Origin of the sequence: Treponema sp. Marseille-Q4132, assembly GCF_014334835.1 — a bacterium.
Taxonomy (GTDB): Bacteria; Spirochaetota; Spirochaetia; order Treponematales; family Treponemataceae; genus Treponema_D; species Treponema_D paredis.
In genome coordinates this window covers 967,457-981,092 of sequence record NZ_CP060591.1, presented here as the reverse complement: position 1 = coordinate 981,092, position 13,636 = coordinate 967,457, and the positions used below count along the sequence as shown (strand labels likewise).

Here is a 13,636-nt window from a genome sequence, read left to right as displayed (position 1 = left end):
AGTTCGTTGCAGCGCAAATGCGCGCCGTCGAAACGCGCTTCAGCGTTGGCGGAAGATGATCCGGCCGCGGTTCAAATCGTACGGAGAAAGCGCGACTTTTACCGTGTCGCCCGGCACGATTCTGATATAGTGCTTTCGCATTTTTCCGGACAATGTCGCAAGGATGAGATGTCCGTTTTGCAATTCGATCCTGAATGTTGTATTGGGGAGCGCTTCTTTTACGACGCCTTCCACTTCAATAGCTTCTTCTTTCGCCACAGTTCCTCCGCTGCGTAATTCGTGTACGAACGTGTACACGTATATCCGCGAGTTTTCATTTGAAAACTCGAAGTTAAATTGAACGGCGCTGTTTCAGACGTTCAATTTAACCTTGTTTTTATTCCGATTTGGTCGTATACTGTTCAGTATGTATAAAATCTCCGCGCTTGTCAACACGGGTGCGGATTCATTGCACGGAGTTAATCGATTATGGATAAAAAATTTCTTGAAAGCATGAAAAAAGATTTGCTCGCGCGCCGGCAGACTATTCTTACCTCGCTTGCGGAACAGAGCGACGATATGAAAAAATTGGTAAAAACCGTCGCTGCGGGCGACGTTATAGATGTCGCCTCCGATGCGATCGACCGTACGCTGCTCGATTCGCTCGGCTCTCAGGATGCCGCACGCCTGCAGCTTGTCGACAACGCTCTTGACCGCATCCGCCAGGGAAAATACGGAAAGTGTATTAAATGCGGCAAAGATATTCCGCAGCAGCGTTTAAAGGCGCTGCCGTATGCACTTATGTGCGTAAACTGCGCATCCGAAGAAGAACGCAAGCGCCGCTGAACGCTCGGACGATTCGCTGCCGTTTCCCGTTTATTTGTGGGGGGAAAGGATATTAAATTTTTTTATGCCGTATAAAGCCCGCATCCAAAAATAAAACTTCCGTATAGCCCGCTTTTTTTGCCGCGGTTTCGGCTCTGTCGAACGCGCAGTCGAGGTCTTCCGAGCGGTGCGCGTCGGAGTTGATCATGACGGGAACACCCGAAGCGTGGAGCAGTGAAAGAAAATCCGCGGACGGATAAACGTCGTTGATCGCGCCGCGTGCGATGCCGCCCGTGTTGATTTCGGCGATAACGCCCGAATGTTTTGCCGAGTTCGCCGTCGCGACGAGTTCGCTGCGGTACCAGCTTTCGCTTTCGTCGAAAAAATGCAGGATGCCGTTGCGCTTTCTGATAACGTCGGGATGTCCCCAGATGAGGAAATCGCCCTTTTGCAGCATTTCTCGCTGCAGTGCGAAATACATGCACACCGCTTCTTTTGCGTTTCCTTTAAAATAACGTTCGAGTCCCTCTTTCACTTTTTCGGTTTTATCGTCGACGGAAAAAGTGCCGTTTTCCGTTATGAGATAATGCACCGAGCCGATGAGGAAATCCGGCTGAAAAGCGGCATAATCGCTCATGCGCGGAACCGAAAGACCGGGCATATATTCGACTTCAAAACCGAGCAGGATCTGCATACGCCCCTCGTATGCTTTTGCCGCATTCCGTACCGTGCTTACATAATTGTTAAATTCGCGCGGTGCTATGTGGCAGTCACCTGCAAAGGGGTACATGCTGTGGCTCGAAAATCCGATGATGTCGAATTGTTTTTCAAATGCGGCCGCTGCCATCGCTTCGACCGTATCGCTTCCGTCACAAAATGTCGTATGCATGTGGTAATTCGTTTTCATTGTATCCTCGTATAAAAATCCCTATGCGTTTTGCGCTTATTCCCACTTTCGTTTCCATTCGTTCGAATTGAATTCGAAAATCACAAATTCGTCTTTGAGCGCGGCAAAATCTTTTTCTATGTTTTCGATGTCGCGCTTTCCCGCTTCTTTTTCGATTGACGCACCCCGGTTTGAGAGCACGTACGCGCCGATCGCAGCCGAGCTGCCTTTGATCGTGTGTCCGATGCGTCCGAGCGTTTCGAAATCTTTTCGGACGATTGCTTTTTCGATTTCGCGTACGAAGCTCATAAACTGTTTTCGATATTCCGCAAGCAGTTCTTTTCCGAGCGCTATATCGCCTCCGATCGTGTCTTCGAAATCTTTTTGGTTCCATGTCGTGTTTTCGGAAGAGATCATACTGTCGAGCATCGTAATTTTAGGTGCTACGGGCAGTTCGATAACCGTGCGCCATTTTTCGATAAGCGATTTTATATCGTCCCGCTTAAACGGCTTTACGAGGATATCGTTTATGCCTATTTTTCGATACAGAGCGAAATCGTTTTCGTCGTTGTTTGCCGTACATGCCACGATGATCCCCGTGTAGCCCGCACTTTTGATTTTTTTTGACGCGTCTATACCGTCCATAACCGGCATTTGGATGTCCATAAAGATCATATTGATTTCGCGGTTTTTTTTGACGGCTTCGACGGCCTGCTCGCCGTTTTCCGCTTCGATGACCGGCGCACCCAATTTTTTTAAAAACGTTACGATGAGTTTTCTGTTCAGCGGATGATCTTCGGCGACGAGTATCGTCATGCCTTCCGTGATATTTACTTCGTTTTCAGCAAGGTTCGCTTCGTCCGCTTTCGGCTGCTTTGCGTCGACCGTTTCAAGATCTGTCGGTACGTCGTATATGTCGTTGAGCAGAGACTGCACGAGATGCCGTTTGACGGGTTTGTAAAGATAGCCGTTAAACAGATTGATGAGCTTCATCTTCGCTTCGGCGCCCATCCTGCCTTCGGGAACGAGCAAGTACAGTTTCGTATCGGTAAAATTGCATTCTTTGATTTCCCACGCGAGGTGCCAGCCGTCCACTTTCGGTAAACCCATATCGATAAAGACGAGCGAAAAAGCTTTTCCGAGGTGGCTCGCATTTTTCATTTTCAAAAGCGCTTCGTCCGCATCTTTTGCATACGAGATATTGTATAAACCGCATGAATTGAGTTTTTGCCGCATACTGTTCAGCGCGAGGATGCTGTCGTCGACGATGAGGATACGGGTATTCGCCGGAGCGGCTGTCTTCGTGTTGGAAGCCGGCAAATTCTGAGCGGCGGAAAACGGAACGGTAAACCAAAAAACGGATCCGCCGTCGGGATTCGTGCGTACGCCTATGTCGCCGTTCATCGCCGAAACGAGTCCCTTGCATATGGCAAGCCCCAGACCCGTTCCGCCGTATTTGCGCGTCGTCGACGTTTCCGCCTGATAATAATCGGTAAAAAGATATTCCTGTTTTTCTTTCGGAATGCCTATGCCGGTATCGCTGATTTCAAACAGCAGCGTATTTTCGTTTTTTTTTGCAAGCGATACGTGAATATAGCCCGACTGTGTAAACTTGACGGCATTTTTAATAATATTGAGCAGCACTTGCTGGATGCGCGTCGGGTCTCCGATAATAAACTGCGGCAAGGAGTAATCGGAATCGACGACGAGCTCTATGCCTTTGCCGAACGCTTCCATACTTATAAGATCGACGACCTGTTCCGTGAGAGCGACGACATCGTACGGAATCGATTCGAGTACGATTTGCCTCGATTTGATTTTTGTAAAATCGAGTATGTCGTTTACGAGAGAAAGGAGTACGTTCGTGCTGAATTGAATTTGGCGCACGTATTCCTGTTGTTCGTTGTTGAGACGCGTGTCCGAAAGCAGCTCCAGCGTACCGACAATCGTCTGCACCGGAGTGCGGATCTCATGTACGGTGTTTGCCAAAAATGCCAGACGTTGGCCGGGATCGATGTTAGATTTTTCCATGGAGCAGCTCTATCGCCTTTTGTACGATAACTTCGGCTTTTTGCGGTTTTACGAGATAGTGCTTCGCACCGAGGCTGAGCGCGCGTATGACATCTTCGCGTTTTGTCGTCTGCGAATAGATAATGACCGGGATATTGTTTACGCTGCTGCCGAGACGCGCCAAAATATCGAAGCCCGAAATGCCCGGCATCAATATATCGACGACTGCGAGATCATAGCGGTGTTTGTTGATGCCCGTTAAAAATTCCGCGCCGCTCGAATACAAATCGCAGGTTGCGCTTACGGCTTTGAATGCGTTTTCAAGAATCTTTAAAATGATGCTGTCGTCATCGACGAGTGCTATGCGTAAAACGTTGCCGATGGTTTCCGTGTCATCCTGATTGACGCCCAAGTCCGAATGAAAGCGCGTATCGACCGACCCCCGTATTTGTTCACCCGACGGCGACAATATTTTTTCCGCGACGAGTTCGGATACGCTCGATGCGGCGCTGCTGTCGATGAGCGAATTGAGTACGTGCGAGAGTTCCGTTACGACTTCAATGCCGTCGTATTCGGGATGGCCGTTTATAAGTTCCCGGGTAAAAGAATTGAACGAAAGCACTTTAACATTTTTTGTTAAAACTTTCGGGGCTGCGAGAATGTTGTTGAGCAGCATTTCGATATTCGATCCGTCGACAAAGCTGAGATCGAGATTCGTCATCATAAGAACGATTTTAGGATCGGCGAGCTTTCCCGAATCGATCATTTCGATGAGTTTGTATTTCAGCAGTGCGAGTTTTTCCCGGTTCAAACCTTCGGCGATTTCTATAAAGATGATGTCGCCGTTGCGGTGAATGTCGAGCAGGCACGGAGTGGTATCCATGGAAAATGCGAGGGAGAGAATTTGACCGACCGCTTCAAAAAAGATGTCGAATTTTATAGGTTTGTTGAAATATTTTGTGACGCCGAACTGTGCGAACTGCGAAAGCTTTGCGCGGTCTGCGACGGGGCCCGAAACGATCATCGGAATACGGACTGCATTCGGGTTCGAGCGTTTTTTTTCCAAAAAATGAAACAATTCGATAAAATCATCTTCTACTTCGTAGATGATAAGATCGGGGAGAATTGAAATCATTTTAATAAACGCGTCGCGTTTTCCCTGCGTCACCGTAACCGAGACTTTTTCTGCGGAAAGTTTGTCCTTTAAAAACTCTCTAAAAAGCGGGGAAGCATCTATCAGCAGAACATTGTTCATAGCCATATCATTCTATATGCAAATATATAAATTGACAAGTAATTTCTTTTTTGTATTTTTTATATTTTTGTCGTTTTATCATTGCAAATTTGCGCTTGAAGGTTTATACTGACACATCGTGGCTTCGTTATATATCGTAGGAACGCCGATCGGCAATCTCGGCGACATTACGTTCCGCGCACTCGAAACGTTCAAAACGGCGGATGTGATCGCGTGCGAAGATACGCGGCATACGCTTGAACTGCTCACGCATTTCGGCATACGAAAGCCTCTTGTGTCGTGCAGGGCGCAAAACGAAGAAAAATCGGCCGAAAAAATCGTCGATTTGCTGAAAAGCGGTAAAAACGTCGCCTATGCGAGCGACGCGGGTACTCCCGGCATCAGCGATCCGGGCGCCCTTTTGGCGGGTATCGTGCGCAATGCGGGTTTTCCCGTCGTTCCCGTTCCCGGTCCTTCGGCTCTCACGGCCCTCGTAAGCGTTGCGGGAGCCGGCGGAAAAACCCTCGTTTTCGAAGGATTTTTGTCGCCTTCGCCGGGAAAACGCCGCCGCCGCCTTAAAGAGCTGCTTTTTTCGGGCGATGCCGTTATTTTGTACGAATCGCCGTACAGGATCCTCAAGTTGCTCGAGGATTTAGCCGATATTGACAGTGAGCGCCGTATCGTGATCGGACGGGAGCTCACGAAACTGCACGAAGAGATTATCGAAGGAACGGCGCAGGCGTTGCGCGACGATTTTGTGTCCCGAGAGTCGATAAAAGGCGAATGTGCGGTTTTCGTTTCGGGCGTAAAAAAAATTAAACTTTCTGATAAATCTGCCGATAATTAATCGGTAGAGAGGCAGGACGGAATGATGATAGACAAAATCGGGGGAGTAAATCCTCTTAACAATGTACAGAACGCTCACCGGATAAATGAACAGGGAGCGCCCAAAGTAGGCAGCGATTCGATCAGCGTTTCCGACGAAGCGAAACGCATGGCGGCTTTGTACTACGCGAACAAAGTTTCGGCAGAAACACCGGATGTCCGCTCCGACCGTATCGCAGCCGTAAAAGAAAAGATTAAAGACCCGTCTTATCTGAGTAATGCCGTAATCGATTCCGCAGCGGATCGCATTATGACGAGTTTCGGACTTTAATTATCCTGCGTATAGGCATTTGCCGATAAAAAGATAATCGATGTAAAAAAAGGCGGAAGTATCATTCCGTCTTTTTTTTGTTTATGTCCGCCGTTATCATGGAGAGTTCTATGGCCGATTTTATTTTCCGTATTTCACCGAATATCGTGCTGGGTCCGTATACGCTGAGCCGCATCGGACAGTACGTACGCGAATACGGTTCGCGTTTTCTCATCATCATGGATCCTATTTTAAAAGAAGTGAACCTCGCGGATAAACTGATCGAGCCGCTTTCGGAACGTAAAATCGACTATTTTATTTTTAACGAATTCGGTGAGAGCGCGGATACGAAAACCGTCGAGCGCATACTCGCCCTCGCGCGCGACGGACGCATCCACGGCATCATCGCCTCAGGCGGTTCGAAAGTGCTCAATGTCGCCTCGGCGGTCGCTTCTTTGTACAACGAAAACCACGATCTCTACGATTACGTCGACGGTGCCGTTCCGACGACGGGAGCGCTGCCGCTCGTCTGTGTGCCGACGACGGTCCGCGCTCCGTTTATTTACACGAATATGATCCCTATCGTCGATTCCCGCTCTCGGCAAATAAAACTGCTCAAAGCTCAGGGTACGCTCTGCAAGCTTGCACTCGTCGATCCGAATTTGACGCTTACGCTCACCGACAATCAAAATACCGCGATGGCCGTTGAAACGATGTGTCTCGCTCTCGAAGCATACCTTTCGCAAAAGGCGAATTTTTTCAGCGATATGCTTGTCGAAAAATCGGTCGAACTTATGGGGTACGCGCTCTGCGGTTCGCCGACGCTTGAAATCACGACTCCGGAAGAAATCCTCAAATCGCAGGCCGGCTGTATGGCCTCTCTCGCCGCCGCCGCAAGCGCACCGGGACTCGGCACGCTTATTTCGCTGTGCATCAATTCACGATTCGGCGTTTCGCGTTCGCTTATCGCTTCGATTTTGTTTCCGAGCATCATCGAAGACGCCGGCAAATTCAAAATCGAACGCGTCGAAAAACTTGCGCATATTTCGCGTATCGTTCCTTCCGATGTGCACGGCGAAGAAGCGGTCGCCCGTTTTGCGGAGTACATTCGGCAGCTCCTTGCCAAAGCGAATCTGCCGTCGCGCCTAAAAGAATTGTCGATTTCGATTCAACAGCTCGCGCTCCCGGCAGAAGACGCAGGACGGCTCGAATTTGCAAACACGCTGCCGCGCAGTATGTCATCGGATGACTTGTTCGATTTTATCAAATCGGTGTACTGAACCGCCTCATTTGCAAAATCGCTATGATTGAGCCGGGAAAACTGTTTCAGCTTGAAGGAGGGCAGCGCAGGCGGAAACTCGCGCTTACGTTCGGCGCTCTCGAACGCGATATTGCAGGTATTGCGGAAAAAGGCGCTTCGTACGATTTTCCGTCCATGACGAGGGCGGCATATACCAAGCGCCTTGCGGAAATCGTGCTGCGCGATCCCTCTCTGTCCGAAGCCGCAGCTGCGGAACTCCGTTCGCTTATCGATGCCGAACCTTTCGACGAGCGGCGCGTATGCAACTGCGCGCGAAATCATCTTCTTGCAATCATCGGAACGCTGCCGGCCGAATGGGATTTGGTTATAGCGCCGCACGCTTTACCGTTCGATGAAAACGGCCTCGTCAAGCAGCGCGATTTTTATGCGGGTATGTGCGTGTATGCCGAAGACATACGCTCTCCGTTCAATCTCGGATCGATTTTCAGGAGCGCGGAAGCTTTCGGTGTCGATAAGGTATATCTGTCTCCGTTTTGTGCCGATCCCCTCCAAACGCGTGCGCTTCGAAGCGGTATGGGCTGCATCGAAACGCTCGGCTGGGAACGAAAAGCGCTTGACGATTTGCCGCCGGAGATACCGGTCTTTGCGCTCGAAACGGGCGGCACGCCGATTTCCGATTTCGCTTTTCCGAAGCAAGGCATCTGCCTCATCGGATCGGAAGAACTCGGGCTCAGCCCCGAAGCGCTCGATCGTGCCGATTACGGATGCGTTTCCATTCCGATGAAGGGACTCAAAGCGTCGCTCAACGTCGGCGTAGCCTTAGGTGTACTCCTCGCTTCGTGGACGCAATCCGTCGCACAAGGCAAAGCGATTTGATTTTTCATCGGCAGTGAGTACGGCAAACGAAGGTTTCGCCGGAAGAGTTTATCGGTTCATCTTTTCAAACCGGACATTCGCCCTGTTTATATGCGGTCGCGTTTAAATGCGGTGTACATTCTGTCGGAGATGGTTTTCAACTGTGCTTCCGACGTAATTTTGAAAAGCGAAAGTACGTCCGGATCGATTTGATAAAAATCGATATCGCCTTGCTGGTAGTGCGCGATCGCATCGGCGAGGTATATGAGCGAGGCGAGTTTTCGGATATCTTGAGGCGCTTCTTCGGGTTCGTGGTGATAGCGGATAACGTTCGAAACCGTTTCCGGAAAATTCCATTTTTCCGCAACGCGGGCGCCGACTTCGCCGTGATTTACTCCGGATATCAATTTTTCGAACGTTTCTTTTGAAATGCCTTTTCCGCTGCAGACGGACATAACGCGTTCGAGTAAATCCGGATGCGCCGTTTCGAAAATGATCTTTCCCATATCGTGAAGCAAGCCGCAGATGTATGCATCGTCGATGACCGCGCGCTCGTTCGGACAAAAATTGCGTGCCATATTGTATGCGTAAAATGCCACTTGATATGCGTGCGCCCACAGCGTTTTTTTGCTTCCCGGAACGTTTGACAGCGTTTTAATGGAGCCGATACTGTACAAAAGATTTCGGATACCGCGGATACCGACGAGCTTTACCGCATCCGCAATATTGGCGCACGGGTTTGCAAGCGCGAAAGCCGCGGAATTGACGAGCTTTAACAATTCTCCGGTGAGCGTCGCATCGTTGCTTATCTGCATCGCTATATCCGACATCTTCGAATCGGGATCGTTTAAAAGGCGGTTCAGCCGGACGATATTGTCAGGGAACTGCGGCAGATTGTTGATCGTTTTAATAAATTCCAGCGCGATGACCGAAAGCTCTCGTTTCGTCTTTTCGGAAAGCGGCAGTATGATGCGCGTGATCGTTTCTCCGTTTTCCGAAACCGTTTGGAAATTCTCTTCGGTCAAACCGATTTTTTCGAGCATCAAAATCATGATGATCAGACCCAGACCCGCGCCTTCGGAATCGTCGAGAATTTGTGAAAGCGCTTCTTCAATGGAAGCGTACTGCTGCGCCCGTGCGAGCTTATCGTGAATGCGTTTGTATTCGAAAACGGTGAGCGGGCAATTATTCCGCACTTCGATGCGGATTTTGTTCGCGCGTACCTGCAGCAAAAGCTTTACATACAAACCCGCTTTTTTCTGCAGCTGCAGATAATGTTCGATGTTGCCGAGCGTGTCCGCCTTAAACGTCGCCATACCGGCTTTATAATCGCCCGCGTCCGTAATATTCAGATGCTTTTCCGAAAAGTAGACGCGCTTCGTATTCGCTTTTTTCGCATTCGTCATCAGTTCGCTCAGGCAGTAGCTCAAGTATTGAATCATCTGCTGCTGATCCAATTCGATTAAAAACGCGCTGAGTATATCTCCCATATATGTTTCCATTTCGCGCGGGAGCGTGTATGTCGTAATCGAAAGGGGGATGCCCGAATGGATTGCCGTTTTGATCTTTTCAAGATCGACTGCTATTTTTTGAGCGGCCATGATATCTCCGAAGTGCCGATAAAAAACCGGTTTAAAATGAATAGGATTCGATTTCGATTTTGCAAAATCTAAAATCGAATCGATTAATAAATTATAACACATATCGAATAAAATGACAAATATAATCCGTTCGATTTTATTGCGTATTTCGTCCTTTTCGGCTATGATGACGATATGGTTTATTCCGTTTTCGGCGATTTGCTTGCGGCGTTTTTGCTTGCAGCTTCAAGTGCGCGGATTTTTTTTCTTAAATACGAGCGCTTCGATACTGCCGCCGTTCTTGCGCCTCTGGCTCTTATCGTCATCGTTTTGCAAATCCTGGCATGGAATATCGATTTTATTTCCGCTTCTCTTTTTATACTTGCGCTTATCGCGTTTTTTACGAATATCCGTGCGCTTTCCCGTTTGGCGTCGAAACTCTATGTCGATCATTACAGTCCCGTTTTTATCGTTTTTTCGGCGCTGATTTTGATCGTATCGATTGCGCTTGCAGTCATTGCCGTCTTCTTTGCGCCCGTTGCGGCGGATCCGAGCCGTTTGGGCGTTTCTGAAACGAAAACGAGGCTTTCCGGTTCTTTCGCTTCGGGATTTTCCGAAGCCGCTTATTTCGACGGGAGTTCCGCCGTCCTTTACATATATGAAGGGCAAGGCGAAAAAAAAACGTCTCCCGTCGTAATCGTCGGAAGCGATAAAAGGGCGGATGCGGCTGCGTATCGTCCCTATATGATACTGCTTGCCGCCGAAGGCTATACGGTTATGGCTTGCGATTTTTACGCTTCCGACGGGCGCTGGTTCGATTCGGCTGCAAATTTGCGTTTTTTTCGGAAATTTGCGATGACGGCGTCGTATCTCTTTCGGCGGGATTATTTTTTGCGTCAAAAAGATTTTTACACGTTCGGCATGATCCGCGAGTTTTCGGCCATGCGCGCCATAGCCGAAAAAAAATTCGGAAACGATGTCAAACTTTTTATCGCATGCGACGGTATGGCGGATGCGGCTGCCGTCGATTTTATAAGAGACGCGAACGGCAGCGTGGAAGGCGCTCTCGCTTTGGACAGTGTCGGTCAATACCGGACGCCCGGCTTCGGTCTGATCGAACAAACCGATCCGCTGCTTGCGGCTTTTTTCGGTCTTTCGCGCGATGCGGATATGCGCCTGCCGCACACGCTCGTTTCGGAAACGCTTCGGCGGATCCGATAATCAGGGACAAGGAGAGGAAAGAATATGACGCTTTTCGAACTCGACGCGTATTTTAATTCGTTTTTGAAAAAAGAGAATTTTCCGAGCGATATATCCCGCAACGGTATTCAAATTCAAAACGAAGCCCCCGACCGTAAACCGATTTCCAAAGTTGCCTTTGCAGTCGATGCGTGCGAAGCGACCGCTCTCGAAGCCGCTTCCCTCGGCGCCGATGTTCTTTTCGTGCATCACGGATTGTTTTGGGGCGACTGTACGGTTTTAACCGGCTCTCAGTATAAACGCATTGCGGCTTTTATAAAAAACGATATCGCATTGTGCGCATATCATATCCCGCTCGACGCACATGAAAAACTCGGAAACAACGCAGGGCTCGCCGACCGCATCGGTTTGAAAAAAAGAGAGCCTTTCGGCGAGTGGAAAAATATGACGATCGGCGTAAAAGGCGTGCTTCGTTCTCCTCTTTCGGCGGACGAGCTCGCCTCTCTTGTTATGCGTCCTGAAAAAAAAGCCGCCGTATTTCCGTTCGGACCCCAAAAAATCCGTACTGTCGGAATCATTTCCGGCGGGGCGGGCGAAGACGTGCGCCAGGCTTCGGCCGAAGGCTTGGATGCGTATATTACGGGAGCTTTCGAGCACGAAGATTATCACTTTGCAAAAGAGACGGGCATCAACGTTATCGCGGGCGGACATTACGAAACCGAAACCGTCGGCGTAAACCTTGTGCGCGCGAAGCTTGAAAAAGATCTGCGCATGGAAACCGTCTTTATCGATATACCGACCGGTCTATGAGTATAGCCGGCAGAGCTCTTGCCGGAAAAACTCCCGATTTTTTATTGCCCGTTCTGCTTCGGAAGATATGCTTTTACGCGCGCTTGAGCCTGCGGCATCGATTTTTTAATTGTTTTTATTTATTATTTATGTTATACTATATTGAGCTTTCATATTTTGTTTGAATAATTTTATATAAAGCGAGGGGATGCAAATGAAAAAAAGTTTTATTTTGCCGGTCGTACTCGTCTTGTCGATGGCGGCGTACGCCCAGCGTGCGGATTTTGTAAGCGAACTCATCGCTGCGGATAAAGCTTCGTACGGCGCAGTCTGCTATCTTTCAGCCGTATATCAGGGCTTTATAAGTGATAACGCTTCCTATGCCGATGCTTTGCGCGTTCTCGTCGAGCGGGGGCAGGCCGCTCCCGGCGCCGATGTAAAAGACCCGGTGACCTTCGCCGAGCTTTCACGCCTTATGGCGAAAATATGGCATATCAAAGGCGGGCTTATGTACCGTGCGACCAAAGCTTCCGCTCGTTATGCGTTTCGGCAGTTTAAAACGGACGGCATCATTCCCGAACGTACCGATCCGTCGAAAAAAGCGTCGGGTACCGATGTATTGAATATGTATACCCTTTGTTTGCGGAAATACGGAGAAGCCCAATGAAAAAAACTCTTTTATCTGCGGCGTTTGCCGTATTGCTGCTTGCCCCGCTTTGCGCATTCGATTGGGGCGGAAAACTGAACAGTACGACAAAATATCAAGGCGATAAATTCAACTCGCTTTTTTGGTATGAAAGCGCGGGCGTTCATCTATGGTTTACTTCGCCGATCGGCAGCAAGCTTTATTTCGGTACGGACGCTTCATACGAGTTCCGCTACGATCAAAAAGGCGGTACCGTAAAGAATATCGTCGATATCAACTTATTTAAATTGAGCGGCACTTTCCATCCGAATCAAAAAGATACTTTCGAATTCGGTGCAGGGCGTTTTTCGGTAAACGATGCGACGGGAATTATTTTCAATCAAACAAGCGACGGCATCTACGCAAAGTATTCATGGCCTGTCTGCTCGGTGAGTTTATACGGCGGGACGACGCGGCTGCTCAACAGTCACGATGTCGTCATTTTGCGCCGCTTTTCCGATACGACGGTAAAGTCGGAGCATGCCTCTTTCGTCTATGTGATGGGACCCTCGTATATACCTTTGGGGCTTTCGCTGTATTTCCCGTCGCTGTTTTTAAATCAGGATATTACGCTCGAACAATGGGGATTTATCGATTATTCCGGCGACAATTATAACCGGTTTTACACGACGCTGATGTTTTCAGGTCCCGTTTTGAACAATATGTTTTACGCCGCGTCGACGACGCTCTCTATGGCAAATACGGCTTCTTTTCCCAATTTATCGAATTTATCGAAGCTGACGCTGTCGTTTTATCCCGCTGAAAAAGCGTCAATCGGATTTTCCGGTGTGTACGCATCCGGCGATCACGGAGCGATATCTTCTTTCCGCGGATTTACGTCGCAAACCGCGGTTTCGGCTTCGGAGACGGCCGACTTCGGCACCGAATACGAAAGCAAGCTTAAAGCGGAAATTTCAGGCACTTATACGTTTTTATCCCGCGTTTACGTCGGAGCTTCGGCCGCCGTCGTCTTTGCCTGTCCGAATACCTTTTCATATAACGGTTTTCAATGGCGTATCGACGCGATATGGAATATTTTTCACGACTTGCAGCTTTCGTCGGCCCTATATCAATACATAGGGAAAAACGGAGGAAACGATAAACTCTGTCTTTCCGTTTCGGGGGCATTTGTTTTTTGAGCGACTGTGTTTTACGATGCAATACGGCAATCGTTTTTATTAATTATTACTGTTTGGA

Annotated in this window: 14 protein-coding genes; 9 read left to right on the top strand and 5 right to left on the bottom strand. The window is 49.0% G+C overall.

The genetic code is table 11. The features are described from left to right. Positions 1–39: 39 nt before the first annotated feature. Positions 40–258 carry a translation initiation factor IF-1 gene (gene infA, locus H9I35_RS04575; protein ID WP_016521760.1) on the bottom strand — a complete coding sequence of 73 codons (219 nt, stop codon included), beginning with the start codon at positions 256–258 and terminating at the stop codon, positions 40–42. Between the two features lie 210 nt (positions 259–468). On the opposite strand from infA, the gene H9I35_RS04570 reads away from it, so the two are divergent. Continuing rightward, entirely contained in the window at positions 469–825 is a 357-nt protein-coding gene (locus H9I35_RS04570) for a TraR/DksA family transcriptional regulator (RefSeq protein ID WP_016521759.1), read from the top strand. A 52-nt stretch (positions 826–877) separates the two neighbouring features. Here the strand turns inward: H9I35_RS04570 and H9I35_RS04565 are convergent, their stop codons facing one another. The 3 genes from H9I35_RS04565 to H9I35_RS04555 are packed head-to-tail and all read right to left on the bottom strand — an operon-like array spanning position 878 to position 4,955. Continuing rightward, on the bottom strand, positions 878–1,711 hold the full coding sequence (locus tag H9I35_RS04565; protein ID WP_187420410.1) for a histidinol-phosphatase: 834 nt from the start codon (positions 1,709–1,711) through the stop codon (positions 878–880). Positions 1,712–1,747: 36 nt separating this feature from the next. Beyond that, positions 1,748–3,721 (bottom strand): response regulator, encoded by a 1,974-nt coding sequence (locus tag H9I35_RS04560; RefSeq protein WP_187420409.1) that lies wholly within the window; start codon positions 3,719–3,721, stop codon positions 1,748–1,750. Beyond that, positions 3,708–4,955, bottom strand: a complete 1,248-nt coding sequence (locus H9I35_RS04555; RefSeq protein ID WP_252722723.1) for a response regulator — start codon at positions 4,953–4,955, stop codon at positions 3,708–3,710. The genes H9I35_RS04560 and H9I35_RS04555 overlap by 14 nt, the downstream gene beginning before the upstream one ends. 118 nt (positions 4,956–5,073) lie before the next feature. On the opposite strand from H9I35_RS04555, the gene rsmI reads away from it, so the two are divergent. The 4 genes from rsmI to H9I35_RS04535 all read left to right on the top strand — a co-directional run bounded on the left by rsmI (position 5,074) and on the right by H9I35_RS04535 (position 8,206). Beyond that, complete coding sequence (gene rsmI / locus H9I35_RS04550; RefSeq protein ID WP_187420407.1) at positions 5,074–5,781, top strand: 16S rRNA (cytidine(1402)-2'-O)-methyltransferase; 708 nt, start codon at positions 5,074–5,076, stop codon at positions 5,779–5,781. 21 nt (positions 5,782–5,802) lie between these two features. Further along, positions 5,803–6,090, top strand: a complete 288-nt coding sequence (locus H9I35_RS04545) for a flagellar biosynthesis anti-sigma factor FlgM (protein ID WP_016521754.1) — start codon at positions 5,803–5,805, stop codon at positions 6,088–6,090. A 110-nt stretch (positions 6,091–6,200) separates the two neighbouring features. After that, positions 6,201–7,349: an iron-containing alcohol dehydrogenase gene (locus H9I35_RS04540; protein WP_187420406.1), complete on the top strand. Its 1,149-nt coding sequence runs from the start codon at positions 6,201–6,203 to the stop codon at positions 7,347–7,349. A 23-nt stretch (positions 7,350–7,372) separates the two neighbouring features. Continuing rightward, entirely contained in the window at positions 7,373–8,206 is an 834-nt protein-coding gene (locus H9I35_RS04535) for a TrmH family RNA methyltransferase (RefSeq protein WP_187420405.1), read from the top strand. Positions 8,207–8,292: 86 nt separating this feature from the next. Here the strand turns inward: H9I35_RS04535 and H9I35_RS04530 are convergent, their stop codons facing one another. Then, a complete protein-coding gene (locus H9I35_RS04530) occupies positions 8,293–9,786 on the bottom strand; it encodes an HDOD domain-containing protein (RefSeq protein WP_187420404.1) in 1,494 nt (497 codons plus the stop codon). 174 nt (positions 9,787–9,960) lie between these two features. Between H9I35_RS04530 and H9I35_RS04525 the strand changes: the two genes are divergently transcribed. From H9I35_RS04525 to H9I35_RS04510, 4 genes are all read left to right on the top strand, one after another. Beyond that, positions 9,961–10,986, top strand: coding sequence for a hypothetical protein (locus H9I35_RS04525; protein WP_187420403.1), 1,026 nt, complete (start codon positions 9,961–9,963; stop codon positions 10,984–10,986). A 24-nt stretch (positions 10,987–11,010) separates the two neighbouring features. Beyond that, positions 11,011–11,775: a Nif3-like dinuclear metal center hexameric protein gene (locus H9I35_RS04520; RefSeq protein WP_187420402.1), complete on the top strand. Its 765-nt coding sequence runs from the start codon at positions 11,011–11,013 to the stop codon at positions 11,773–11,775. 193 nt (positions 11,776–11,968) lie between these two features. Further along, a complete protein-coding gene (locus tag H9I35_RS04515) occupies positions 11,969–12,421 on the top strand; it encodes a hypothetical protein (RefSeq protein WP_187420401.1) in 453 nt (150 codons plus the stop codon). After that, positions 12,418–13,578 (top strand): hypothetical protein, encoded by a 1,161-nt coding sequence (locus H9I35_RS04510; RefSeq protein WP_187420400.1) that lies wholly within the window; start codon positions 12,418–12,420, stop codon positions 13,576–13,578. Before H9I35_RS04515 ends, H9I35_RS04510 begins: the two co-directional genes overlap by 4 nt. Positions 13,579–13,636: the final 58 nt, after the last annotated feature.

Coding starts and splice junctions, on each gene's coding strand:
- H9I35_RS04545 (WP_016521754.1), top strand. CDS start 5,803: ATGATGATAGACAAAATCGGGGGAGTAAATCCTCTTAACAATGTACAG.
- H9I35_RS04555 (WP_252722723.1), bottom strand. CDS start 4,955: ATGAACAATGTTCTGCTGATAGATGCTTCCCCGCTTTTTAGAGAGTTT.
- H9I35_RS04540 (WP_187420406.1), top strand. CDS start 6,201: ATGGCCGATTTTATTTTCCGTATTTCACCGAATATCGTGCTGGGTCCG.
- H9I35_RS04525 (WP_187420403.1), top strand. CDS start 9,961: ATGGTTTATTCCGTTTTCGGCGATTTGCTTGCGGCGTTTTTGCTTGCA.
- H9I35_RS04530 (WP_187420404.1), bottom strand. CDS start 9,786: ATGGCCGCTCAAAAAATAGCAGTCGATCTTGAAAAGATCAAAACGGCA.
- H9I35_RS04520 (WP_187420402.1), top strand. CDS start 11,011: ATGACGCTTTTCGAACTCGACGCGTATTTTAATTCGTTTTTGAAAAAA.
- H9I35_RS04560 (WP_187420409.1), bottom strand. CDS start 3,721: ATGGAAAAATCTAACATCGATCCCGGCCAACGTCTGGCATTTTTGGCA.
- H9I35_RS04570 (WP_016521759.1), top strand. CDS start 469: ATGGATAAAAAATTTCTTGAAAGCATGAAAAAAGATTTGCTCGCGCGC.
- H9I35_RS04565 (WP_187420410.1), bottom strand. CDS start 1,711: ATGAAAACGAATTACCACATGCATACGACATTTTGTGACGGAAGCGAT.
- H9I35_RS04510 (WP_187420400.1), top strand. CDS start 12,418: ATGAAAAAAACTCTTTTATCTGCGGCGTTTGCCGTATTGCTGCTTGCC.
- H9I35_RS04535 (WP_187420405.1), top strand. CDS start 7,373: ATGATTGAGCCGGGAAAACTGTTTCAGCTTGAAGGAGGGCAGCGCAGG.
- H9I35_RS04515 (WP_187420401.1), top strand. CDS start 11,969: ATGAAAAAAAGTTTTATTTTGCCGGTCGTACTCGTCTTGTCGATGGCG.